The organism is Pseudomonas sp. DWP3-1-2, from assembly GCF_049896285.1.
In the GTDB taxonomy this organism is placed as follows: domain Bacteria; phylum Pseudomonadota; class Gammaproteobacteria; order Pseudomonadales; family Pseudomonadaceae; genus Aquipseudomonas.
On the sequence record NZ_JAFCTZ010000002.1, the window covers coordinates 99,879 to 122,211 of the forward strand.

Genomic DNA, 22,333 nt, shown 5'->3' on the forward strand with positions numbered 1-22,333 from the left:
CCCGATCAGGACACTATTCGCGCTGAATCGAATCACCAGGAGTCTTTATGGCCGTTGCGCTGAGCACCTTTGTAGAAGAAGCCGATCGCTATCTCAACAGCGCCCGCATCCAGGATTACTGCCCCAATGGCCTGCAAGTCGAAGGTCGCCCGCAAGTCATGCGCATTGTCAGCGGCGTCACCGCCAGCCAGGCGTTGCTGGATGCAGCCGTGGAAGTCCAGGCTGATCTGATTCTCGTTCACCACGGTTACTTCTGGAAGGGCGAGAACCCCTGCGTGACGGGGATGAAGCAGCGTCGCCTCAAGACATTGCTCAAACACGACATTAGTCTGCTGGCGTATCACCTGCCGCTGGATCTGCACCCGGACGTGGGCAACAACGTGCAATTGGCTCGCCAGTTGGGCATTACCGTCGAGGGGCCCCTCGATCCGGATAACCCCAAAGTCATTGGGCTGGTGGGTTCCCTGGCCGAGCCGATGATGCCCCGGGATTTTGCCCGGCATGTCCAGCAGGCGTTAGGACGCGAGCCCTTGTTGGTCGAAGGCAGCGAGATGATCCGGCGCGTGGGCTGGTGCACGGGTGGTGGGCAGGGCTATATCGACCAGGCGGTATTGGCCGGCGTGGATTTGTTCCTGAGTGGCGAAGCCTCGGAGCAGACGTTTCATAGCGCTCAGGAAAACAACATCAGCTTTATTGCCGCTGGGCATCATGCGACCGAGCGCTACGGCGTTCAGGCCCTGGGCGATTATCTGGCCCGGCGCTTTGCGCTGGAGCACGTGTTCATCGACTGCCCCAATCCGATCTGATCACCCAAACGAGGGGGCATATCCATAGATCGTTTCGATCTATTGAGGCTCCTGAATAGAAGCAGTTGCTGTGCTAGAGTGCGGCCTCGAACACGGCCCGCTGGCCGTCCCGGGCGTTGCCCGGTCAATAACGAAAGCAATACGTGAGTAGCCATGGTCGATAAACTGACGCATCTGAAACAGCTGGAGGCGGAAAGCATCCACATCATCCGCGAGGTCGCCGCCGAGTTCGATAACCCGGTGATGCTGTACTCCGTCGGTAAAGATTCCGCCGTCATGCTCCACCTGGCGCGCAAAGCGTTTTTCCCGGGCAAACTGCCGTTTCCGGTCATGCACGTGGACACTCGGTGGAAATTCCAGGAAATGTATCGTTTCCGCGATCGCATGGTTGAGGAAATGGGCCTGGACCTGATTGTTCACGTCAATCCCGATGGCGTCGCGCAGGGGATAAACCCGCTGACCCACGGCAGCTCCAAGCACACCGACATCATGAAGACCGAAGGTCTCAAGCAGGCCCTGGACAAATACGGCTTTGATGCCGCGTTCGGTGGCGCGCGTCGTGATGAAGAAAAATCCCGTGCCAAGGAACGCGTGTATTCGTTCCGCGACAGCAAGCACCGCTGGGACCCGAAGAATCAGCGTCCTGAACTGTGGAACGTGTACAACGGCAACGTCAACAAAGGCGAGTCGATCCGTGTGTTCCCGCTGTCCAACTGGACCGAGCTGGATATCTGGCAGTACATCTACCTCGAAGGCATCCCGATTGTCCCGCTGTATTTCGCCGCCGAGCGCGATGTCATCGAGATGAACGGCACCTGGATCATGATCGACGACGAGCGTCTGCTCAATCACCTCAGCGATGAGGATAAGGCGCGCATCGTCAAGAAAAAGGTCCGTTTCCGTACATTGGGTGATTACCCGCTGACGGGGGCAGTCGAGTCCGAGGCCACCAGCCTCACCGACATCATTCAGGAAATGCTCCTGACGCGAACTTCCGAACGCCAGGGCCGGGTCATCGATCACGATGGCGCAGGTTCCATGGAAGAAAAGAAACGTCAGGGTTATTTCTAAACGGGGTGTCACATGTCGCATCAATCTGAATTGATCAGCGAGGACATCCTCGCCTATCTGGGCCAGCACGAACGCAAGGAAATGCTGCGCTTTCTTACCTGTGGCAACGTCGACGACGGCAAGAGCACGCTGATCGGCCGTCTGCTGCACGACTCCAAGATGATCTACGAAGATCACCTGGAAGCGATCACTCGCGATTCGAAGAAATCCGGCACCACCGGCGATGATGTGGATCTGGCGCTGCTGGTGGACGGCTTGCAGGCCGAGCGTGAGCAGGGCATCACCATCGATGTGGCTTACCGTTATTTCTCCACCGCCAAGCGCAAGTTCATCATCGCCGATACCCCTGGCCATGAGCAGTACACCCGCAACATGGCCACGGGTGCCTCGACGTGCGACCTGGCGATCATCCTGGTGGACGCGCGTTACGGCGTGCAGACCCAGACCCGTCGCCACAGCTTCATCGCGTCGCTGCTGGGTATCAAGCACATCGTGGTCGCCATCAACAAGATGGACCTCAACGGCTTTGACGAAAGCGTTTTCGAGTCGATCAAGGCGGACTACCTGAAGTTCGCTGAAGGTATTGCCTTCAAGCCGACGACCATGGCGTTCGTGCCGATGTCGGCGCTCAAGGGCGACAACGTGGTCAACAAGAGCGAGCGGTCGCCCTGGTACACCGGCCAGTCGCTGATGGAAATTCTCGAAACCGTTGAAATCGCCAACGATCGCAACTACAGCGATCTGCGTTTCCCGGTGCAGTACGTCAACCGTCCGAACCTGAACTTCCGGGGTTTCGCCGGCACGCTGGCCAGCGGCATCGTGCACAAGGGCGATGAAGTCGTCGTGCTGCCGTCGGGCAAGAGCAGCCGCGTGAAGTCCATCGTCACGTTCGAAGGTGAGCTGGAGCATGCAGGTCCGGGTCAGGCCGTCACCCTGACCATGGAAGACGAAATCGATATTTCCCGTGGTGACCTGCTGGTGCATGCCGACAACGTGCCGCAGGTTTCCGATGCGTTCGACGCCATGCTGGTATGGATGGCTGAAGAGCCGATGCTGCCGGGCAAAAAATACGACATCAAACGCGCCACCAGCTATGTGCCGGGTTCGATCACCAGCATCGTGCACCGTATTGATGTGAACACCCTGGCTGAAGGCCCGGCCAGTTCGCTGCAACTCAACGAGATCGGGCGCGTCAAGGTCAGCCTGGACTCGGCCATTGCGCTGGATGGATACGACAGCAACCGCACCACCGGTTCGTTCATCGTCATTGACCGTTTGACCAACGGCACCGTCGCGGCGGGCATGATCATCGCCAAGGCTGTGGGCGGCAGCAGCGCCAATCACCACGGCAAGCTCGCTCACGTGGCCACCGAAGAGCGCGCCCAGCGCTTTGGCCAGCAACCGGCCACCGTACTGTTCAGCGGCCTCTCAGGCGCTGGCAAGAGCACGCTGGCCTATGCGGTCGAGCGCAAACTGTTCGACATGGGTCGTGCGGTCTTCGTGCTCGATGGGCAGAACCTGCGCCATGACCTTAACAAAGGTCTGCCGCATGATCGTGCCGGGCGTACCGAGAACTGGCGTCGCGCCGCGCATGTGGCGCGTCAGTTCAACGAAGCGGGCTTGCTGACGCTGGCCGCCTTCGTCGCCCCGGATGCTGAAGGTCGTGAACAGGCCAGGTCGCTGATCGGTGCCGATCGCCTGCTGACCGTTTACGTCCAGGCTTCGCCAGCGGTATGCCGCGAGCGTGACCCACAGGGCCTGTATGCCGCCGATGGCGACAACATTCCGGGTGAGTCCTTCCCGTACGACGTGCCGCTCAATGCCGATCTGGTCATCGATACGCAGTCGTTGAATCTGGAAGAAAGCGTCAAGCAAGTGCTGGACCTGCTGCGCAGTCGCGGCGCGATCTAAGCCCGTTTGCTGCAACAACAAAACCCGCCAGTGATGGCGGGTTTTTTGTTTGTGGCTATGAGATTGCCGTTCGTTGGCGCGCACTCAGTTCAGGTGACTATCGGGTGTTCAATGAGCCAATAGACGCACACAAAAAACCCGCCATTCATTCCAATGGCGGGTTTTTGTGCTGCGTGTCGCGACTTACTTTTTCAAACCGTAATGCTCATCGAGCATGCCGGGAGCGTTCGGCATCTTCGGTGCGTAATCCTTCGGCGGTTCTGCGGCGGTGCGCGGTGGCGTCAGGCGATCACGCTGGATCTGATTGGCCTCCGGATGCAAGGCGGCGAGCAGGCGCTGACGGGTCTGTTCGTCGAGGGCCAGACGATTGGCGCCCTCAGCGAGGTGTTCCTGAACTTCCTGATAACTCTGGGACAGCTTCTGCACCAGATTAGCCGTGCTGTTGAAGTGAGTGACCACCTCGTTCTGATAATTGTCGAAACGCTCCTGAACGTCATCCAGCTGGCGCTGGGTACCGTTGGGGGCGGCGTTGGGCAGCAGACGTGCGACCAGGAAACCGATGACCACACCGGCGACCAGCGCAAGGGTCGGCAACAACCAAACTAAGAGCGAGTGTTCCACGAGTCCTTCCTCTATAAACGGCTTTGCTTTACGTTAACGGCTCGAACCTGCTCTGTATACCGCGACACGCTCACGGATACGCATTAGGCAGACAATCAGCTAGACGAGTCGACCCGATTCGAGGTCACGGAGTTCATTTTTGCTCATGCGCGAAACCCCTGTTTTGATTGATGGCCCTGTGGGTCAGCTCGAAGCGCTTTACCTGGATCTGGCGGATGCCAAAGGCCTGGCGCTGATTTGCCATCCTAACCCGCTACAGGGCGGCACGATGCTCAATAAAGTGGTGTCGACCCTGCAACGCACTGCCCGCGATGCCGGTTTGACGACCCTGCGCTTTAATTATCGCGGCGTGGGCGCCAGTGCCGGCAGTTCCGAGGCCGGGGCCGGCGAAGTCGACGATGCTGTCGCTGTGGCCCGCTGGTTGCGCGAGCAACAGCCGGACCTGCCCATTACCTTGTTCGGGTTTTCATTTGGCGGTTACGTCGCTGCAACGCTGGGTGGCGTGCTCGAAGCGCAGGGCGTTCCGCTCAAACATCTGTTCATGATTGCGCCTGCGGTCATGCGTCTGAGCGCTCAGGATCAACTCCCGCAAAATTGCCCGTTGACGCTGATCCAGCCGGAAACCGACGAAATCATCGACCCGCAGGCGGTGTATGACTGGTCGGCAGCGCTGTCGCGTCCACATGAGCTGCTGAAAGTGGCAGAATGCGGACACTTTTTTCACGGCAAGCTGACCGATCTCAAGGATCTGGTCATGCCGCGCCTTTCGAATTGATGACAGCCCGATAAGCGACCCGCCATGACCACTCGTATTCTGACCGGTATCACCACCACCGGCACTCCTCATCTGGGCAACTATGCTGGGGCCATTCGCCCGGCCATTGTTGCCAGTCGCGAAAGCGGCGCCGATTCGTACTATTTTCTGGCTGACTACCACGCCCTGATCAAATGCGATGACCCGCTGCGCATCCAGCGCTCGCGTCTGGAAATCGCCGCGACGTGGCTGGCTGCCGGCCTCGATGTGGACCGCGTGACGTTCTATCGCCAATCGGATATCCCGGAAATCCCGGAACTGACCTGGCTGCTGACCTGCGTGGCCGCCAAGGGCCTGCTCAATCGTGCGCACGCTTACAAGGCGTCGGTGGACAAGAACGTTGAAAACGGCGAAGACCCGGACGCCGGTATCACCATGGGCCTGTACAGCTATCCGGTGCTGATGGCGGCGGACATTCTGATGTTCAACGCCCATAAAGTGCCGGTCGGTCGCGACCAGATCCAGCACGTTGAAATGGCGCGGGACATTGGCCAGCGCTTCAACCACCTGTTCGGCCAGGGCAAGGAATTCTTCGTGATGCCTGAAGCCCTGATCGAGGAAAGCGTGGCGACGCTGCCGGGGCTGGACGGGCGCAAAATGTCGAAAAGCTATGACAACACCATCCCGTTGTTCAGCGGCGCCAAAGAGATGAAAGACGCGATCTCGCGCATCGTGACGGACTCCCGCGCGCCGGGTGAAGCCAAGGACCCGGACAACTCGCACCTGTTCACTCTCCATCAGGCCTTCGCCACACCTGAACAGAGCGCTGAGTTTCGTTCCGAGCTGTTGCAGGGGCTGGGTTGGGGTGAGGCCAAGAATCGCTTGTTCCAGTTGCTGGACAATCAGTTGGGTGAAGCCCGCGAGAATTACCACCGCCTGATCGAACGTCCAGCCGATCTGGAAGACATTCTGCTCGCCGGTGCTGCAAAAGCCCGCCGCGTCGCCACGCCGTTTTTGGGTGAGCTGCGCGAAGCGGTCGGCCTGCGTTCATTCCGCAGTGACGTACAAGTGGCCACCGCCGGTAAGAAAAAAGCCGTCAAGGGCGCGCGTTTCGTCAGCTTCCGTGAAGACGATGGCAGTTTCCGCTTCCGTCTTCTGGCGGCCGATGGCGAACAGCTGTTGCTGTCGCGCCATTTTGCCGATGGCAAGGCTGCAGGCGCCGCCAGCAAACAGCTGCAGCAGGGTGGGGCGCTGGACATCCGTCCTGAAGACAACGGCTTTACGCTGTGGCTTGATGGCCAATGTGTGGCCGACAGCCCGTCATTTGCCGATGCGACGGCTCGTGACGCCGCTATCGAAAGCCTGAAAACAGCCCTGGCCCCGCAACAGGACTGATTGCCAATCTGTCGGGCCGTCGCTACAGTGACGGCCCGTTTTTGTTGCCTTGCTAACGAATATGACCCCCCTAGAACGATATCAAGCAGATCTGAAGCGCCCCGACTTTTTCCATGACGCCGCGCAGGAAACTGCTGTGCGTCACTTGCAGCGTTTGTACGACGACCTGATCGCCGCACACGCCAGCAAGCCAGGCATGTTCGGCAAGCTGTTCGGCAAGAAAGAGCAGGTTCCGGTCAAAGGTCTGTACTTCTGGGGCGGCGTAGGGCGGGGCAAGACGTACCTGGTCGACACGTTCTTCGAGGCTTTGCCGTTCGAAGACAAGGTTCGCACCCACTTTCACCGCTTCATGAAGCGCGTGCACGAAGAAATGCGCACCCTCAAGGGCGAAAGAAACCCGCTGACGATCATCGCCAAGCGTTTTTCGGACGAGGCGCGAGTCATCTGCTTCGACGAGTTTTTTGTGTCGGATATCACCGATGCCATGATTCTCGGCACGCTGATGGAAGAGCTGTTCAAAAATGGCGTGACCCTGGTCGCCACGTCGAACATCGTGCCGGACGGTCTGTACAAGGACGGTCTGCAACGCGCGCGCTTCCTGCCGGCGATTGCCCTGATCAAGCAGAACACAGAGATCGTCAACGTCGACAGCGGCGTGGATTATCGTTTGCGCCATCTTGAACAGGCGGAGCTGTACCACTTTCCTCTGGATGAGGCCGCTGAGGAAAGCCTGCGCAAAAGCTTCCGCGCCTTGACGCCGGAATGCACCAAAGCCATTGAAAACGATGTGCTGATGATCGAAAACCGCGAAATCCGGGCGATACGCACCTGTGATGACGTGGCCTGGTTCGATTTTCGCGAGCTCTGTGACGGGCCGCGCAGCCAGAACGATTACATTGAGCTGGGCAAGATTTTCCATGCCGTGCTGATCAGTGGCGTCGAGCAGATGACGGTCACTACTGACGATATCGCCCGTCGCTTTATCAACATGGTTGACGAGTTCTACGACCGCAACGTCAAGCTGATCCTCTCAGCCGAAGTGGAACTCAAGGACCTGTACACCGGCGGACGCCTGAACTTCGAGTTCCAGCGCACGCTCAGTCGCCTGCTGGAAATGCAGTCCCACGAATTCCTGGCGCGGGCCCACAAGCCCTGACGGATCGCAGGACGGTAGGTGCACTCGGAGGTCACGACGGCCGCCATGGCGGTGAATCAGACACACCGATCGCTGCCTCGCGTTGCTCGTGAGCTCCTACACGCGTGCTGATTCGACGCGATTCCTGTAGGAGCGCTCGGAGGCTACGACGGCCGCGATGGCGGTGTATCAGGCAGACCGCGATCGCTGCCTCGCGTTGCTCGTGAGCGCCTACAGGCGTGCTGATCCGACGCGATTTCCTGTAGGAGCGTTCGGAGGTCACGACGGCCGCGATGGCGGTGTATCAGGCAGACCGCGATCGCTGCCTCGCGTTGCTCGTGAGCTCCTACAGGCGTGCTGATCCGACGCGATTTCCTGTAGGAGCGCTCGGAGGTCACGACGGCCGCGATGGCGGTGAATCAGACACACCGCGATCGCTGCCTCGCGTTGCTCGTGAGCTCCTACACGCGCGCTGACCCGACGCGATTTCCTGTAGGAGCGCTCGGAGGTCACGACGGCCGCGATGGCGGTGAATCAGACACACCGCGATCGCTGCCTCGCGTTGCTCGTGAGCGCCTACAGGCGTGCTGGAGAATCCGCCGCTGCTTACGCGGCTTGCTGAAACTGCTGCCGATACTGGTTTGGCGACAATTCCGTGTGCTGGCGAAACAGCCGCGCAAAGAAACTCGCATCGTCGTAACCCACCTCATAACTGATGGTCTTGATGCTCTTGCGCGTGCCTGAAAGCAGGCCCTTGGCGGTTTCGATGCGCAGGCGCTGCAGATAATGCAAAGGCTTGTCGCCGGTGGCGCTCTGGAAGCGGCGCATGAAATTGCGGATGCTCATGCCGTGCTCCCGGGCGACGTCCTCGAAGCGGAACTTGTCGGCGAAATGCTCCTCCAGCCAGTGCTGAATCTGCAGGATCATCACATCCTGATGCAGCTTTTGACCGCCAAACCCCATGCGTCCCGGCGAATAGTTGCGCTGGACTTCATAGAGGATGTCCCGCGCCACGGCCTGGGCGACGTTGGCGCCGCAAAACCGCTCGATCAGATAGATGTAGAGATCGCACGCCGAGGTGGTGCCGCCTGCGCAGTACAGGTTGTCGGCATCTGTCAGGTGTTTCTCCTGATTGAGCAACACATTGGGAAAGCGCTGACTGAATTGATCGAAGAAGCGCCAGTAAGTGGTCGCTTCCTTGCCGTCCAGCAAACCTGACTCGGCCAGCCAGAACACGCCGCTGGCTTCGCCGCACAACACTGCGCCGTTGGCATGTTGCTCGCGCAGCCAGGGGAGGACTTGCGGGTAGCGCTGGCGCAGCGCGTCAAAATCGTCCGAGAAGGCCGGGATCACGATGACATCGGCTTGGCCAAGATCGCCGTCCACCGGCAGGATGACCCCGCTGAAGCTGTGCACGGACTTGCCGTCCGGGCTGACCAGTCGGGTTTCGAACGCGGGCGTCCTGCCTTGGCCCAGCTGTTTGCTGTAACGCAGGCTGGCCAGGTGAAAAAAGTCCTTGGCCTGCATCAGGGTCGAGGCGAACACCCCGTCGATGGCCAGGATGCTCACGCGCCGTAACGGTGCGGAAGAATGGGTCGGCATATTCTATTGTTCTTATATGGGAAAGTGGTCACGTAGCGGCTGGATCGTCTTATTTTTTGTCGGATGTGTCCAGTGTCCTCGCCCAGTTCATCGGCATAGGCTCTGTAAACCCATTCCGGTTTTCCAGCCTCAGGTGCCACATGATCCCCAGAACCCTGTTCAGCTCAGAGCACGAACTTTTTCGCGACAGCGTGCGCAAGTTTCTTGAACAGGAGGCGGTGCCTTATCACGCGCAATGGGAAAAGCAGGGCCATATCGATCGCCTGCTCTGGAACAAGGCGGGTGAGCAGGGGATGCTGTGCTCGCATCTGCCGGAAGAGTACGGCGGCATGGCGGCGGATTTTCTGTACAGCGTCGTGGTGATCGAGGAAATCGGACGCCTGGGGTTGACCGGCATTGGATTCTCCCTCCATTCGGACATCGTGGCACCGTACATCCTGCATTACGGCAGCGAAGCGCTGAAGCTGAAATACCTGCCCAAACTGGTGTCCGGTGAAATGGTCACGGCCATTGCCATGACCGAGCCCGGCGCAGGGTCTGACTTGCAGGGCGTGAAAACCACGGCTGTGCTGGATGGCGATGAATACGTGATCAACGGTTCGAAAACCTTTATCACCAACGGCTATCTGGCGGATCTGGTCATCGTCGTCGCCAAGACTGATCCCAAGGCGGGCGCCAAAGGCACGAGTCTGTTTCTGGTGGACGCCGACACCCCCGGGTTTGCCAAGGGTAAACGTCTTGAGAAAGTCGGCATGAAAGCGCAGGACACCTCTGAGCTGTTCTTTCAGGACGTTCGCGTGCCCAAAGAGAACTTGCTCGGTCAGGCGGGCATGGGCTTTGCTTACCTGATGCAGGAGTTGCCTCAGGAGCGTCTGACCGTGGCGGTGGGGGCGCTGGCGTCGGCCGAGGCGGCGCTGCAATGGACGCTGGATTACACGCGGGAACGCAAGGCTTTCGGCAAGGCAATTGCCGATTTTCAAAACACACGCTTCAAGTTGGCGGAGATCGCCACCGAGGTGCAGATCGGTCGGGTATTTGTCGACCGATGTCTTGAACTGCACCTGGAGGGCAAGCTGGATGTGCCTACGGCGGCGATGGCCAAATACTGGACCACCGACCTGCAATGCAAAGTGCTCGACGAGTGCGTGCAGCTGCATGGCGGCTATGGCTTCATGTGGGAATACCCCATTGCCAGAGCCTGGGCGGATGCGCGGGTGCAGCGCATTTATGCGGGGACGAATGAAATCATGAAGGAAATCATTGCCCGGAGTTTGTAGGGCTAGACAGCGCCGTTGGAGCGACCGGGGTGGCGACCCAGCTTGCCCGCGAAGGCGTCAGGCCAGGCCATGATTCGTCGCCTGGGTAGATCCTTTCGCGGGCAAGCCTCGCCAGCCATTCAAACTGACTTACGGCGCAGGATTCGGGTGATCCTTGTGGATCGCTTCGATCCCGGCCAGCACTTCTTCGGACAACTGAAGCTCGAAACTGGCGATGTTGCTGTCCAGTTGCTCAAGCGTCGTGGCGCCGATGATGTTGCTGGTCACGAACGGCTGGCGGGTGACGAAGGCCAGCGCCATCTGCGTCGGCTCCAGGCCGTGCTCGCGGGCCAGTGCAACATAACGACTGCACGCTGCCTCGGATTGCGGGTTGAAATAGCGGGTGAAGCGGCTGTAGAGGCTCAGGCGACCGTTGGCAGGGCGTGCGCCGCCTTCATATTTGCCTGACAGCATGCCGAACGCCAGGGGCGAATAAGCCAGCAGGCCGCATTGTTCGCGAATGGCGACTTCAGCCAGGCCGACTTCGAAGCTGCGATTGAGCAGGTTGTACGGGTTCTGGATGGAGACTGCCCGAGGCCAGCCGCGGCTTTCGGCCAGTTGCAGGAACTTCATCGTGCCCCACGGCGTTTCGTTGGACAGGCCGATGTGACGAATCTTGCCGGCCTTGACCTGTTCGTCCAGGGCTTCGAGGGTTTCTTCCAGCGGGGTGAACGTTTCATCGGAGTGGGTGTAACCCAGCTTGCCGAAGAAATTGGTGCTGCGTTCCGGCCAGTGCAACTGGTACAGGTCAAGGTAATCGGTCTGCAAGCGAGCGAGGCTGGCGTCCAGGGCTGCAACGATGTGCTCGCGGTTGTGTTTCAGGCTGCCGCCGCGAATGTGCTCGATAGCGTTACCGGGGCCGGCGATCTTGCTGGCCAGGACCCAATCGGCCCGATCACCCTGTTTCTTGAACCAGTTACCGATGATTGTTTCGGTAGCGGCGTAGGTTTCAGCCTTTGGCGGGACGGGATACATTTCGGCGGTATCGAGAAAATTGATACCCGCCGCTTTGGCGCGTTCGATCTGGGCAAACGCCTGCGCTTCGCTGTTTTGCTCACCCCAGGTCATTGTGCCAAGGCAGATCGCGCTGACATTGAGATCGGTTCTGCCGAGTTGGCGATAATCCATTTGCGTCTCCTTTGGTAGGGGAAACATAAAAGCAGGTTGAAATTTTTTTCGCAATCTGCATAATTCCGCGGCTCTTTGCAGTGGAAGTGATGCCCCATTTGCCTGAGAAATCTTGCCGTAAAGCGAACGTGTCGACCCGAGCCCTCGATAACGTCTGTTTTCGGCTGCCTTTGACCTTGTCAAAGTACGCACTATTCAGTAAGATCCGCCGTCTCAAATTATCAGGGCGGCCCCTGAGGCTAATAAATGAAAACTTATACTGCTAAACCAGAAACAGTTAAGCGCGACTGGTTCGTCGTCGACGCTGCTGGTCAGACCCTCGGTCGTCTGGCCACTGAAATCGCCAGCCGTCTGCGTGGCAAGCACAAGCCGGAATACACTCCGCACGTTGACACCGGTGATTACATCGTTGTTATCAACGCTGAGCAAATCCGCGTGACCGGTGCCAAAACCACCGACAAGATCTACTACTCACACTCCGGTTTTCCGGGCGGGATCAAGTCGATCAACTTTGAAAAGCTGATCGCCAAAGCTCCTGAGCGCGTGATCGAGACCGCGGTCAAGGGCATGCTGCCTAAGAACCCGCTGGGTCGCGACATGTATCGTAAGCTGAAAGTCTATGCGGGCACTGCACACCCTCATACTGCTCAGCAGCCCCAAGAACTGAAGTTTTAACGGAATAGTTGATTATGTCGGCGACTCAAAATTACGGCACTGGCCGTCGCAAGACCGCAACCGCACGCGTTTTCCTGCGTCCGGGTACTGGCAATATCTCCATCAACAACCGTTCGCTGGACAATTTCTTCGGCCGCGAAACTGCCCGCATGGTAGTTCGTCAGCCGCTGGAACTGACTGAGACTGTCGAGAAGTTCGACATCTACGTCACCGTCATCGGCGGCGGTGTGAGTGGTCAAGCTGGCGCAATCCGCCACGGTATCACCCGCGCTCTGATGCAGTATGACGAAACCCTGCGTGGCGCTCTGCGCAAAGCAGGCTTCGTGACTCGCGATGCTCGCGAAGTTGAACGTAAGAAAGTCGGTCTGCGTAAAGCGCGTAAGCGTCCGCAATACTCGAAGCGTTAATTCGCACTTCGTTCAAAAAGAACGCTCAGTTTCCTCGCGGAACTGGGCGTTTTTTTATGGGCGGCTATTATGTAGGTGGCCATTGGGTGTGACAACGTGACTCATCTGTGGAAGCCGCGAATTACAAGGGCTGCGGCTTTCGTCCAAAAGTAATTCCCTTGTGTAATGAAGGGCTTTTCATTACCATTCGGCAAAATTTATAACAGCTAAATTTTTATTAAGTAGACGCCTGATTTAACAGGCCACAAAGCTGATGGGAGAGGACGGAATGAGCAATGACGGCGTGAATGCAGGCCGGCGTCGCTTCCTCGTGGCGGCCACATCTGTGGTTGGCGCAGCAGGAGCGGTGGGGGCTGCGGTCCCGTTCGTGGGGTCATGGTTTCCCAGTGCCAAGGCGAAAGCCGCGGGTGCACCGGTCAAGGTGAATATCAGCAAGATCGAAGCCGGACAGCAGATGATTGCTGAGTGGCGCGGTCAACCTGTTTTCATCGTCCGTCGCACCCAGGAGATTTTGGGAAATCTTGGCAAAATTACAGGCCAGTTAGCTGACCCCGAATCCAAAAGTTCGGATCAACCCACTTACGTCGATCCTGTTGTGCGATCAATCAAGCCGGAAATCCTGCTTCTGATCGGTATTTGCACGCACCTTGGCTGCTCTCCGACTTTCCGTCCCGAAGTAGCGCCTGCTGACCTGGGCAAGGATTGGGTCGGCGGTTATTTCTGCCCTTGCCATGGCTCCCACTACGACATGGCAGGCCGCGTCTACAAATCGCAACCCGCACCGTTGAATCTGCCAGTGCCGCCGCATTCCTATGAGTCGGACAATATTATTGTCATTGGCGTTGATCAGGAGAAAGCGTGATGAGCAAATTCATGGATTGGGTTGATGCGCGCTTTCCCGCGACAAAAATGTGGGAAGACCATCTCAGCAAGTATTACGCTCCAAAAAACTTCAACTTCTTCTACTTCTTCGGTTCCCTGGCGCTGCTGGTTCTGGTCAATCAGATCGTAACCGGCGTATGGCTGACCATGAGCTACACACCGTCGGCTGAAGAGGCGTTTGCGTCCGTCGAGTACATCATGCGCGACGTGGAGTACGGCGCGATTCTGCGTCTGCTGCACTCGACCGGCGCATCGGCGTTCTTCGTCGTGGTGTATCTGCACATGTTCCGGGGCTTGCTCTACGGTTCCTATCAGAAGCCTCGGGAGCTGGTCTGGATCTTCGGCATGCTGATCTACCTGGCGCTCATGGCGGAAGCCTTCATGGGGTACCTGTTGCCTTGGGGGCAGATGTCCTACTGGGGTGCCCAGGTGATCATCTCGCTGTTTGGCGCCATTCCGGTGATCGGTAATGACCTGACCCAGTGGATTCGTGGTGACTACCTGATTTCCGGTATTACGCTGAACCGCTTCTTCGCCTTGCATGTGGTCGCCTTGCCGATCGTTATTCTCGGGCTTGTGGTGTTGCATATTCTGGCGCTGCACGAGGTTGGCTCGAACAACCCGGACGGTGTCGATATCAAGAAGCACAAGGATGAAAACGGCGTGCCGCTGGATGGCATCCCTTTCCACCCTTACTACACCGTCAAAGACATCGTCGGCGTGGTGGTGTTCCTCTTCGTGTTCTGCTCCATCGTGTTCTTCTTCCCTGAAATGGGCGGGTATTTCCTCGAGAAGCCGAACTTCGAAGTGGCGAACGCCTTCAAGACGCCAGAGCACATCGCTCCGGTCTGGTACTTCACCCCGTTCTACGCAATCCTGCGGGCCATTCCCGACAAGCTCATGGGCGTTATCGCCATGGGTGCGGCTATCGCGGTTTTGTTTGTGCTGCCATGGCTGGACCGCAGTCCGGTCAAGTCAATGCGCTACAAGGGCTGGCTGAGCAAAATCTGGTTGTTGGTGTTCTGTGTGTCCTTCGTGATTCTGGGTGTGCTGGGCGTGTTGGCTCCGACTCCAGGTCGTACGTTGCTGTCGCAGGTGTGTACCTTCCTGTACTTCGCCTACTTCATTCTGATGCCGTTCTATACCCGGCTCGAGAAGACCAAACCGGTTCCAGAAAGGGTGACTGGCTGATGAAAAAGCTATTTGCTGTATTGATTCTTGCGGCTCTGCCAGTGTTCTCTTTTGCTGCCGTACACGGCACCGAGCTGGAAAAAGTCGAGATCGACGTGTCTGACAAGGCGGCGATGCAGGACGGTGCGCGGACGTTCGCCAACTACTGCATGGGCTGCCACAGCGCCAAGTTTCAGCGCTACGAGCGCGTGGCGAATGACCTGGGTATTCCCTCTGACCTGATGCTGGACAAGCTGGTGTTCACCGGCGCCAAGATTGGCGATCACATGAACATCGGCATGCAGTCTGCGGATGCTAAAGCCTGGTTCGGTGCGGCTCCGCCCGATCTGACTCTGGTTGCCCGTGTGCGTGGCACTGACTGGCTGTACGGCTACCTGCGTTCCTTCTATGAAGACCCTGCTCGTCCATGGGGCGTGAACAACAAGGTCTTCCCGAACGTTGGCATGCCCAACGTGCTGGTAGGGCTGCAGGGGCGTCAGGTCGTGGGTTGCAAGCAGGTTCAGGTCGTGGAGGATGGCAAGAAGCAATATGATCCGCTCACTGGTGCTCCGCTGACTCACGAAGCGTGTGATCAACTGACCATCGTGCCGAAGACCGGCAGCCTGAATGAAGAGCAGTTCGACGAGAAGATCAAGAATCTCGTGACCTTCCTCGCCTATTCGGCCAACCCGGTCAAGCTGGAGCATCAGCGCATCGGTACCTACGTGCTGCTCTATCTGGCGTTCTTCTTCGTGTTCGCCTACCTGCTCAAGCGCGAGTACTGGAAAGATATTCACTGATCATTGCACCACCCGCTGTAGACGATACGCGCCCTCGGGCGTCTCTTTTAGGTAGTGAACGCGGGACGGGTAGAGTGGCGGCGGCAAAGATTGCAGAATTTACTTTGTGTAAATGAGCTATCTTGTCGCCCGCGACGACCACCAGTTCCAAAAGCGGTCGTTATCGGAGGCGCCTCAGGGCGCGTTCGTTTTTTCTGTATTCAATAAATTCAACAAGCGAGGAGGACCGCCATGGGCGTGACCAACCGGTTGGCCTGTTACTCCGACCCCGCCGACCACTATTCCCATCGCGTGCGCATAGTGCTCGCCGAGAAAGGTGTCAGCGCCGAGATCATTGATGTTGTTGCGGGTCGTCATCCGCCCAAGTTGATCGAGGTGAATCCGTATGGCAGCGTGCCAACCCTGGTTGATCGCGACCTGGCGTTGTACGAGTCCACGGTGGTAATGGAATACCTGGATGAGCGTTACCCACATCCGCCGCTGTTGCCGGTTTACCCGGTGGCACGTGCCAACAGTCGGCTGCTGATCCACCGAATCCAGCGGGACTGGTGTGCGCTCGTGGATCTGATTCTGGATCCGCGCAGCAAAGAGGCGGCTCGTGTTCAGGCGCGTAAAGAGCTGCGCGAGAGCCTCACCGGGGTTTCGCCGTTGTTCGCCGAGAAAGCTTTTTTCCTGAGTGACGAGCAAAGTCTGGTTGATTGCTGTCTATTACCCATACTCTGGCGTTTGCCTGTCCTGGGTATCGAGTTGCCGCGGCCTGCCAAGCCGTTGCTTGATTATATGGAGCGCCAGTTTGCGCGTGAGGCATTTCAGGCGAGTCTGTCTGGTGCTGAACGCGACATGCGCTAAGGCTTAAGGAGCCGTTGATGAACTCCAGTCGCCCTTATCTGATTCGTGCTCTTTACGAGTGGATTGTCGATAACGATTGCACACCGCATATGCTGGTCAATGCGGAATACCCATCGGTTCAGGTTCCTCAGGGATTTGCCAACGATGGGCAGATTGTCCTGAATGTTTCGCCGTCTGCTGTGCGTCACTTGCACATGGATAACGATGCCGTCAGTTTTGAAGGTCGCTTCGGCGGCGTGCCACACACCCTGTACGTCCCTGTGGCGGCGATTCTGGGCATTTACGCCCGGGAGAACGGCCAAGGTATGGTTTTCGATCTGGAGCCTCCCTTCGAGGACGACGAGAATGAATCAGGCGATGACAGCCCACCTCCGGATTCCGAGCCACCGCGTCCCAGCGGCCGGCCAAGTCTGAAAGTGGTGAAATAAAAAAAGGCGATCCCTCGGGATCGCCTTTTTATTTCGCTCATTCTTGTTAAACGCCACACAACCTTGAATCGAAAAGCGATGAGCCGGGGCGTTGTGTATCAGTCGATGTATTCGAACAGCTTCACGATCTTTTGCACCCCGGATACGCCCTGAACCAGATTGGTTGCCCGGGTAGCTTCCTGCTGCGTCAACAGACCGAGCAAGTAGACGATACCGTTCTCGGTAATGACCTTGATGCGTGTTCCAGGGATGGCGCTGTCCGCCAGCATTTGTGTCTTGATCTTGGTCGTCAGCCAGGCATCGTTGTTGCGCGCCAGCAGGGAAGAGGGCGCCATGACCTGAATTTCATTGTTGACCTTCTTGACCTTCTGCACGGCAGCGGCGGCCTGTTCGGCCATTTGCTTGAGGTCGGCGCGAGGCGTCTGGCCAGCCAGCAGTACGATGCCGTTGTAGCTGGAAACCACAATGTGCGAGTTTTCGTCCAGGTCAGGGCTGGCCTTGGCGACGTTGACCGCTACTTTGGTTTCGATCAGCGAGTCATCGATCTTGCTGCCGAAGGTGCGAGTACCGCGATCGTCTTCGATAGGCTTTTCGCGGCTGGCATTGATTACCGAGCTGCAGCCGCTAAGGCCAAGGCACAGCGTCAGAGCCAGCAGGCTGAGGCGATTAAGGGTCATTCTTCACTCCCGAACAGTTGGCTGTCGATCAAGTCACATAAGCAGTGGATCGCCAGCAGGTGGACTTCCTGGATTCGTGCGGTGACTTTTGCCGGTACGCGGATTTCCACGTCTTCCGGCAACAGCAGTGAGGCCATGCCGCCGCCATCGCGTCCCGTCAATGCTACGACAATCATTTCGCGATCATGTGCGGCCTGGATGGCTTGAATGATGTTCGCCGAATTACCGCTGGTGGAAATCGCCAGCAGTACATCGCCGGGTTGGCCCAGGGCGCGGATCTGCTTGGAGAAGATTTCGTTGTAGCTGTAATCGTTGGCAATGGAGGTGATCGTCGAGCTGTCGGTGGTCAGCGCAATTGCCGGAAGGCTCGGGCGCTCGCGCTCGAAACGATTGAGCAGCTCGGATGAGAAGTGTTGGGCATCGCCCGCCGAGCCGCCATTGCCGCAAGAAAGCATTTTGCCCTCGTTGAGCAGGGCGTTCACCATGACCTGACTGGCTTGCTCGATATGGGGGGCAAGGACTTCCATCGCCTGTTGCTTGGTATCGATGCTGGCCTGAAAAAGCTGGCGAATTCGGGATTGCATGTCCATCTGGGTGACCTTAATTAGAACGTATGGCGGCTGTTCGGGCGCTGACCAGAAGATTCTGGAGGCCTCCCGGCGCACATCTGTGCAGCCCGCAAAGCGAAAAGCGAAATCGGTGTCAGGTTGTACTGCGTGTGTTGCAGGTTGTCATTCCGGGCGCTGTCATTCAGCTGTCGAACGCGCTTTTCAGCCAGTTAAAGGCGGGGCCGGAGCTCGGTTGTCCCTCAATGGCCACCACGTCGAAACGGCAGGGTGCATCAGCCCAGCGTGCTTCGTCCTGCAAGAAAAGCTGTGCCGCGGCAATGAGTTTTTGCTGCTTGCGAAAGTCCACGCTGTGCAGTGCTCCGCCCCAGCCCGAATGGCGCCGGTAACGAACTTCGACGAATACTACTGTATCCCCGTCGAGCATGACCAGATCGAGCTCGCCGCGCTTGCATAACCAGTTCTGTGCAATCAACTGCATGCCTTGCTGCTGTAAAAACAGCAGGGCGCTGGCCTCAGCCTCGCGCCCTGCGTTTGCAGCGGTGTCGCCCTGCATCAGGGGGCAGTGTCCGGCAGACGCTGAATCGCGCCATCTACGAACTCGGCCCATGGCAATTGACGTTCTATACGGCGTGCCGGGTTCATGCTCAGGCTTCCTGAGAGTCCGTCGATACGGCTTTCAGGCAGGGTCTTGAGTTGCCCCAGGCGTGGCGCGAGGCGGTACGCGTCGACACCCATCGCGTACAGCCGACCCAGGGTGCCGGCAGCCTGCGGCCATTGAGCGATCACTTGCTGGCGCAGCGGATCGTTGGCGTTGAGCAGCCATGGCGTCTCGCAGAAGCGTACCCCGTTGAGGTCCATGTATTGCGCATGATCGTTGCTGTTGGTGAACAGATGCGAGGTGGCGTAGACCGGCACGTCACCCGCGTACTGGAAGACCATGGTCGGTCTGATCTGTTGGGCTTGTTGAGGCGTGGCGGCGAGGAACATGAAGTCGATGTCCTGGCGACGCGACGGTTGCGCTGCGACGTCAGTACCGACCGTGCTCTGCAGGCGCTTGGCGCGACCTTCGCTGCTGCGCAGCTGGAACAGGTCGGCGATCTGCTGGGCGAGCGCGACAGGCTGGTCAACGTGTTCGGCTGCGATCAGCGTGCCGCCCTTGGCCTGCCAGCTCTGACGGAAAGCTTCGAGAACGCGGTCGCCCCATTCCCCTTTGGGCACCATGGCAACCGCACTGCGTTTGCCATCAGCCCAGGCGCGACGAGCCACTTCACGAGCTTCGTCTTCTGCAGCCAGACCGAACTGGAACAGTTGCGGCGGGCCTTCGCTGCTCACATCGCTGTAGTTCAGCGCCAGTGTGGTGATTGGCAATTGCTCGCGGGTACTGAGTTGCTTGACCAGTGGTTTTTCCAGCGGGCCGACGACCAGTTGCACGCCGTCAGCCTTGGCCTGACGGTAGAACTCGTCCATGGAGGTCAGGCGCGAGCTGTCGAAGACTTGAATCGAAGGTGGGTTCTCTCCCGCCTGTTGCGCTTGATAATGAGCGGCCAGGAAGCCCTCGCGCAGCGCCTTCGCCACTGCCGCCAGCGGGCCTTCCTGTGGCAGCAGCAGGGCGATCTTGGTCAGCGGCTCGCTGGTCAATGCTCTGAGCTGCGCGAGTGCGGTCGGCAATTGCAAGGCAGCAGGGTGTTTCGGGTTCTGCGCTTTCCAGTTGTCGATGGCGGCTTGCTGCTGTTCCAGCGTACCGGCGCCTTTCACAGCGCGGGCCAGGCTCAGCCAGCCGCCCATGTCATCGTTGGCCGTACTTTGCAGCTGTTCGGGTGGCAGGGCGGCAACCAGTGTCCAGATAGCGTTGTTGTTGGCGCTCAGTTCGGCACCTTGCAACAGAGGCCCTACGAATACGCGCTCGCTGATCGCTGCCATGACCTGGCCGTCAGCTTCCAGTGCACGTGCCCGAACAGTATGGGTGCGCACCTGCTGCTCGACGGACAACTCGCCAAGACGTTGCAGGCTTGGATGGTTCAGTGCGGTCAGCGCAGCCTTGGGCTGGTTGCGGCCCATTGCCAGTTCAGCGGCCAGCGTGCTGGCGTAAACCTGTTGGCCTGGCTTGAGCAGATCCAGCGGCACCTGCGCCAGAATCTGTGCTGCACGACCGGGGTCGTTCTGGCGGCTGGCCAGATCCGCGGCGCTGAGTCTGAGCAAGGCCGCCTGTTCCGGCGATTTCGCCTGTGCAGCTTGATCAAGCAATTGCTCGATGCTGGCGTCGGGGGTGCGTGGAAGTTCGCCAAGGCTGGACGAAGGCGAACTGGCGCAAGCCGCCAACAGGGCAGCAAGGCAGAGGGCAGAGAACAGCCGCAGGCAAGCGATCATGTGTATGTTCCTGATACTCGAGCAAATTAGCGGGGGATTGTACCCAAGCACTGGCAAGGGTGCGACGTCGGTGGCATTAAAGCGGTGATATTGGTTGCCGGAGGGGCATATTTGCGACCAAACCGGCAGATTTGCAGGGAATGAAATAGCGAATGGCGATGATACTGATCATGCTGCTCCGTCCTTTTTAAGGTCTTCCATGAATGCGCTACCCGTGCGAGGGGGTCGTAGTCTGTACAATGCAAACTCTTCACCAACCAAGGGTAACAAAAATGAGGTCTGCGCTTTGACTGCTCCCGTTGCTTCGAATTCCGCTGCCGGGTCGCTTTATGTAGTGGCCACGCCTATCGGCAATCTGGACGACATGAGCGTGCGCGCCCTGAAAGTGTTGCGTGACGTTGCACTTATTGCTGCTGAAGATACGCGTCATTCATTGCGATTAATGCAGCATTTTGGAATTCCTACTCCTTTGGCGGCGTGTCACGAGCATAACGAGCGCGATGAAGGCAGCCGTTTTATCGCACGGTTGCTGGCCGGTGATGATGTCGCGCTGATCTCTGATGCAGGTACGCCGCTGATATCCGATCCGGGTTATCACCTGGTTCGTCAGGCGCGTGCAGCGGGCATCCAGGTGGTGCCCGTGCCGGGCGCCTGTGCGTTGATAGCCGCGCTTTCGGCTGCGGGGTTGCCGTCCGATCGTTTTATCTTCGAAGGATTCTTGCCCGCCAAGGTCGTGGGCCGTCGGGCGCGTCTGGAATTGCTCAAGGAAGAACCGCGCACGCTGATTTTTTACGAAGCGCCGCACCGGATTCTTGAATGCCTGCAAGACCTTGAGTTTGTGTTCGGGCCAGAGCGGCCTGCGTTGCTGGCCCGTGAGCTGACCAAGACTTTCGAAACGCTCAAAGGCCTGCCCTTGGGCGAGCTCCGGGCGTTTGTCGAGGGCGACAGCAATCAGCAGCGCGGTGAGTGCGTCGTGTTGGTGGCGGGCTGGAGCGAGCCTGAAGGTGAAGACGTCATTGGTGTTGAAGCGCGCCGCATTCTGGACTTGCTGCTTCAGGAAATGCCGCTCAAGCGTGCAGCGGCCCTGGCGGCGCAAATCACCGGCGTGCGCAAGAATCTGCTTTATCAGGTGGCCCTGGACCAGCAAAAGGGTGATCAGGACGCGCCCCTTTCCCCTAAGTGATTGAGCTTCGGGTGTTTTAAAGCTTGTTCTCGCCGACTCGTGCCGCTAACCTTGTCGGCGGAGAGTCGATTGGACAGTCGCTGCCTCTTATTGTTCGCAATTAAGGGGGGGAGGAAAGTCCGGGCTCCATAGGGCGGAGTGCCAGGTAACACCTGGGAGGCGCGAGCCTACGGAAAGTGCCACAGAAAATAACCGCCTAAGCACTTCGGTGCCGGTAAGGGTGAAAAGGTGCGGTAAGAGCGCACCGCACGTCTGGCAACAGTTCGTGGCAAGGTAAACCCCACTCGGAGCAAGACCAAATAGGGTTCCTAGGCGTGGCCCGCGCTGGAACCGGGTAGGTTGCTAAAGACGTCCAGTGATGGCCGTCGTAGAGGAATGACTGTCCTCGACAGAACCCGGCTTACAGATCGACTCTCCACCTTTTCCCCTCTTGTGCGTTTCAGGCGCACAACACCCCTCGTAATACCGAAAAAATCTTACACCTCATAAATCACTTTAACTTCTGCGCGCAGCTCGTTGAGCTTTGTGGGAAATGTCCGAAAGAACGTTCCCGAAATTACCGTTCCGTATCCGAAAACACTCCTAAA

22 protein-coding genes and 1 other RNA gene are annotated in these 22,333 nt (G+C 58.3%); 16 read left to right on the plus strand and 7 right to left on the minus strand.

Annotation, left to right across the window (positions count from 1 at the left end):
- Nucleotides 1–47 precede the first annotated feature (47 nt).
- The 3 genes from ACP7B0_RS06330 (at nucleotide 48) to cysN (ending at nucleotide 3,788) form a co-directional block, all read left to right on the plus strand.
- Nucleotides 48–806 carry a Nif3-like dinuclear metal center hexameric protein gene (locus ACP7B0_RS06330; protein ID WP_426140200.1) on the plus strand — a complete coding sequence of 253 codons (759 nt, stop codon included), beginning with the start codon at nucleotides 48–50 and terminating at the stop codon, nucleotides 804–806.
- Between the two features lie 153 nt (nucleotides 807–959).
- Nucleotides 960–1,877, plus strand: coding sequence for a sulfate adenylyltransferase subunit CysD (cysD, locus tag ACP7B0_RS06335; RefSeq protein ID WP_426140201.1), 918 nt, complete (start codon nucleotides 960–962; stop codon nucleotides 1,875–1,877).
- A gap of 12 nt (nucleotides 1,878–1,889) precedes the next feature.
- Entirely contained in the window at nucleotides 1,890–3,788 is a 1,899-nt protein-coding gene (gene cysN, locus ACP7B0_RS06340; RefSeq protein ID WP_426140203.1) for a sulfate adenylyltransferase subunit CysN, read from the plus strand.
- Between the two features lie 183 nt (nucleotides 3,789–3,971).
- Here the strand turns inward: cysN and ACP7B0_RS06345 are convergent, their stop codons facing one another.
- Nucleotides 3,972–4,409, minus strand: a complete 438-nt coding sequence (locus ACP7B0_RS06345) for a YhcB family protein (RefSeq protein WP_426140205.1) — start codon at nucleotides 4,407–4,409, stop codon at nucleotides 3,972–3,974.
- Between the two features lie 145 nt (nucleotides 4,410–4,554).
- Between ACP7B0_RS06345 and ACP7B0_RS06350 the strand changes: the two genes are divergently transcribed.
- The 3 genes from ACP7B0_RS06350 to zapE all read left to right on the plus strand — a co-directional run bounded on the left by ACP7B0_RS06350 (nucleotide 4,555) and on the right by zapE (nucleotide 7,714).
- Nucleotides 4,555–5,184, plus strand: coding sequence for an alpha/beta hydrolase (locus ACP7B0_RS06350; protein WP_426140207.1), 630 nt, complete (start codon nucleotides 4,555–4,557; stop codon nucleotides 5,182–5,184).
- 24 nt (nucleotides 5,185–5,208) lie between these two features.
- Nucleotides 5,209–6,558 (plus strand): tryptophan--tRNA ligase, encoded by a 1,350-nt coding sequence (locus tag ACP7B0_RS06355; RefSeq protein ID WP_426140208.1) that lies wholly within the window; start codon nucleotides 5,209–5,211, stop codon nucleotides 6,556–6,558.
- 61 nt (nucleotides 6,559–6,619) lie between these two features.
- Nucleotides 6,620–7,714, plus strand: coding sequence for a cell division protein ZapE (zapE, locus tag ACP7B0_RS06360; RefSeq protein WP_426140209.1), 1,095 nt, complete (start codon nucleotides 6,620–6,622; stop codon nucleotides 7,712–7,714).
- A 585-nt stretch (nucleotides 7,715–8,299) separates the two neighbouring features.
- Here the strand turns inward: zapE and ACP7B0_RS06365 are convergent.
- Nucleotides 8,300–9,196, minus strand: coding sequence for a GlxA family transcriptional regulator (locus ACP7B0_RS06365; protein ID WP_426140844.1), 897 nt, complete (start codon nucleotides 9,194–9,196; stop codon nucleotides 8,300–8,302).
- A gap of 239 nt (nucleotides 9,197–9,435) precedes the next feature.
- Between ACP7B0_RS06365 and ACP7B0_RS06370 the strand changes: the two genes are divergently transcribed.
- The gene (locus ACP7B0_RS06370) at nucleotides 9,436–10,572 is read left to right on the plus strand and encodes an acyl-CoA dehydrogenase family protein (RefSeq protein ID WP_426140210.1); all 1,137 of its coding nucleotides are present in this window, start codon (nucleotides 9,436–9,438) and stop codon (nucleotides 10,570–10,572) included.
- Nucleotides 10,573–10,701: 129 nt separating this feature from the next.
- Here the strand turns inward: ACP7B0_RS06370 and ACP7B0_RS06375 are convergent, their stop codons facing one another.
- Nucleotides 10,702–11,739, minus strand: a complete 1,038-nt coding sequence (locus tag ACP7B0_RS06375) for an NADP(H)-dependent aldo-keto reductase (RefSeq protein ID WP_426140211.1) — start codon at nucleotides 11,737–11,739, stop codon at nucleotides 10,702–10,704.
- Between the two features lie 246 nt (nucleotides 11,740–11,985).
- Between ACP7B0_RS06375 and rplM the strand changes: the two genes are divergently transcribed.
- The 7 genes from rplM (at nucleotide 11,986) to ACP7B0_RS06410 (ending at nucleotide 16,950) form a co-directional block, all read left to right on the plus strand.
- Nucleotides 11,986–12,414: a 50S ribosomal protein L13 gene (gene rplM / locus ACP7B0_RS06380; protein ID WP_020292945.1), complete on the plus strand. Its 429-nt coding sequence runs from the start codon at nucleotides 11,986–11,988 to the stop codon at nucleotides 12,412–12,414.
- Nucleotides 12,415–12,428: 14 nt separating this feature from the next.
- On the plus strand, nucleotides 12,429–12,821 hold the full coding sequence (rpsI, locus tag ACP7B0_RS06385; RefSeq protein ID WP_002555064.1) for a 30S ribosomal protein S9: 393 nt from the start codon (nucleotides 12,429–12,431) through the stop codon (nucleotides 12,819–12,821).
- A gap of 268 nt (nucleotides 12,822–13,089) precedes the next feature.
- Complete coding sequence (petA, locus tag ACP7B0_RS06390) at nucleotides 13,090–13,683, plus strand: ubiquinol-cytochrome c reductase iron-sulfur subunit (protein ID WP_426140212.1); 594 nt, start codon at nucleotides 13,090–13,092, stop codon at nucleotides 13,681–13,683.
- Nucleotides 13,683–14,894, plus strand: a complete 1,212-nt coding sequence (locus ACP7B0_RS06395) for a cytochrome b (protein ID WP_426140213.1) — start codon at nucleotides 13,683–13,685, stop codon at nucleotides 14,892–14,894. Before petA ends, ACP7B0_RS06395 begins: the two co-directional genes overlap by 1 nt.
- Nucleotides 14,894–15,673: a cytochrome c1 gene (locus ACP7B0_RS06400; RefSeq protein WP_426140214.1), complete on the plus strand. Its 780-nt coding sequence runs from the start codon at nucleotides 14,894–14,896 to the stop codon at nucleotides 15,671–15,673. Before ACP7B0_RS06395 ends, ACP7B0_RS06400 begins: the two co-directional genes overlap by 1 nt.
- Before the next feature lie 231 nt (nucleotides 15,674–15,904).
- On the plus strand, nucleotides 15,905–16,522 hold the full coding sequence (locus ACP7B0_RS06405; RefSeq protein WP_426140215.1) for a glutathione S-transferase N-terminal domain-containing protein: 618 nt from the start codon (nucleotides 15,905–15,907) through the stop codon (nucleotides 16,520–16,522).
- Nucleotides 16,523–16,539: 17 nt separating this feature from the next.
- On the plus strand, nucleotides 16,540–16,950 hold the full coding sequence (locus ACP7B0_RS06410; protein WP_426140216.1) for a ClpXP protease specificity-enhancing factor: 411 nt from the start codon (nucleotides 16,540–16,542) through the stop codon (nucleotides 16,948–16,950).
- Between the two features lie 98 nt (nucleotides 16,951–17,048).
- On the opposite strand, the gene ACP7B0_RS06415 is transcribed toward ACP7B0_RS06410, so the two are convergent.
- The 4 genes from ACP7B0_RS06415 to ACP7B0_RS06430 all read right to left on the minus strand — a co-directional run bounded on the left by ACP7B0_RS06415 (nucleotide 17,049) and on the right by ACP7B0_RS06430 (nucleotide 20,563).
- A complete protein-coding gene (locus ACP7B0_RS06415; protein WP_426140217.1) occupies nucleotides 17,049–17,627 on the minus strand; it encodes a BON domain-containing protein in 579 nt (192 codons plus the stop codon).
- A complete protein-coding gene (locus tag ACP7B0_RS06420; protein ID WP_426140218.1) occupies nucleotides 17,624–18,217 on the minus strand; it encodes a phosphoheptose isomerase in 594 nt (197 codons plus the stop codon). Before ACP7B0_RS06420 ends, ACP7B0_RS06415 begins: the two co-directional genes overlap by 4 nt.
- 160 nt (nucleotides 18,218–18,377) lie before the next feature.
- A complete protein-coding gene (locus ACP7B0_RS06425) occupies nucleotides 18,378–18,749 on the minus strand; it encodes a YraN family protein (RefSeq protein ID WP_426140219.1) in 372 nt (123 codons plus the stop codon).
- On the minus strand, nucleotides 18,749–20,563 hold the full coding sequence (locus tag ACP7B0_RS06430) for a penicillin-binding protein activator (RefSeq protein WP_426140220.1): 1,815 nt from the start codon (nucleotides 20,561–20,563) through the stop codon (nucleotides 18,749–18,751). The genes ACP7B0_RS06425 and ACP7B0_RS06430 overlap by 1 nt, the downstream gene beginning before the upstream one ends.
- Nucleotides 20,564–20,849: 286 nt before the next feature.
- On the opposite strand from ACP7B0_RS06430, the gene rsmI reads away from it, so the two are divergent.
- Entirely contained in the window at nucleotides 20,850–21,746 is an 897-nt protein-coding gene (gene rsmI / locus ACP7B0_RS06435; RefSeq protein WP_426140221.1) for a 16S rRNA (cytidine(1402)-2'-O)-methyltransferase, read from the plus strand.
- 61 nt (nucleotides 21,747–21,807) lie between these two features.
- Nucleotides 21,808–22,165, plus strand: an RNA gene (gene rnpB, locus ACP7B0_RS06440) — RNase P RNA component class A.
- Nucleotides 22,166–22,333: the final 168 nt, after the last annotated feature.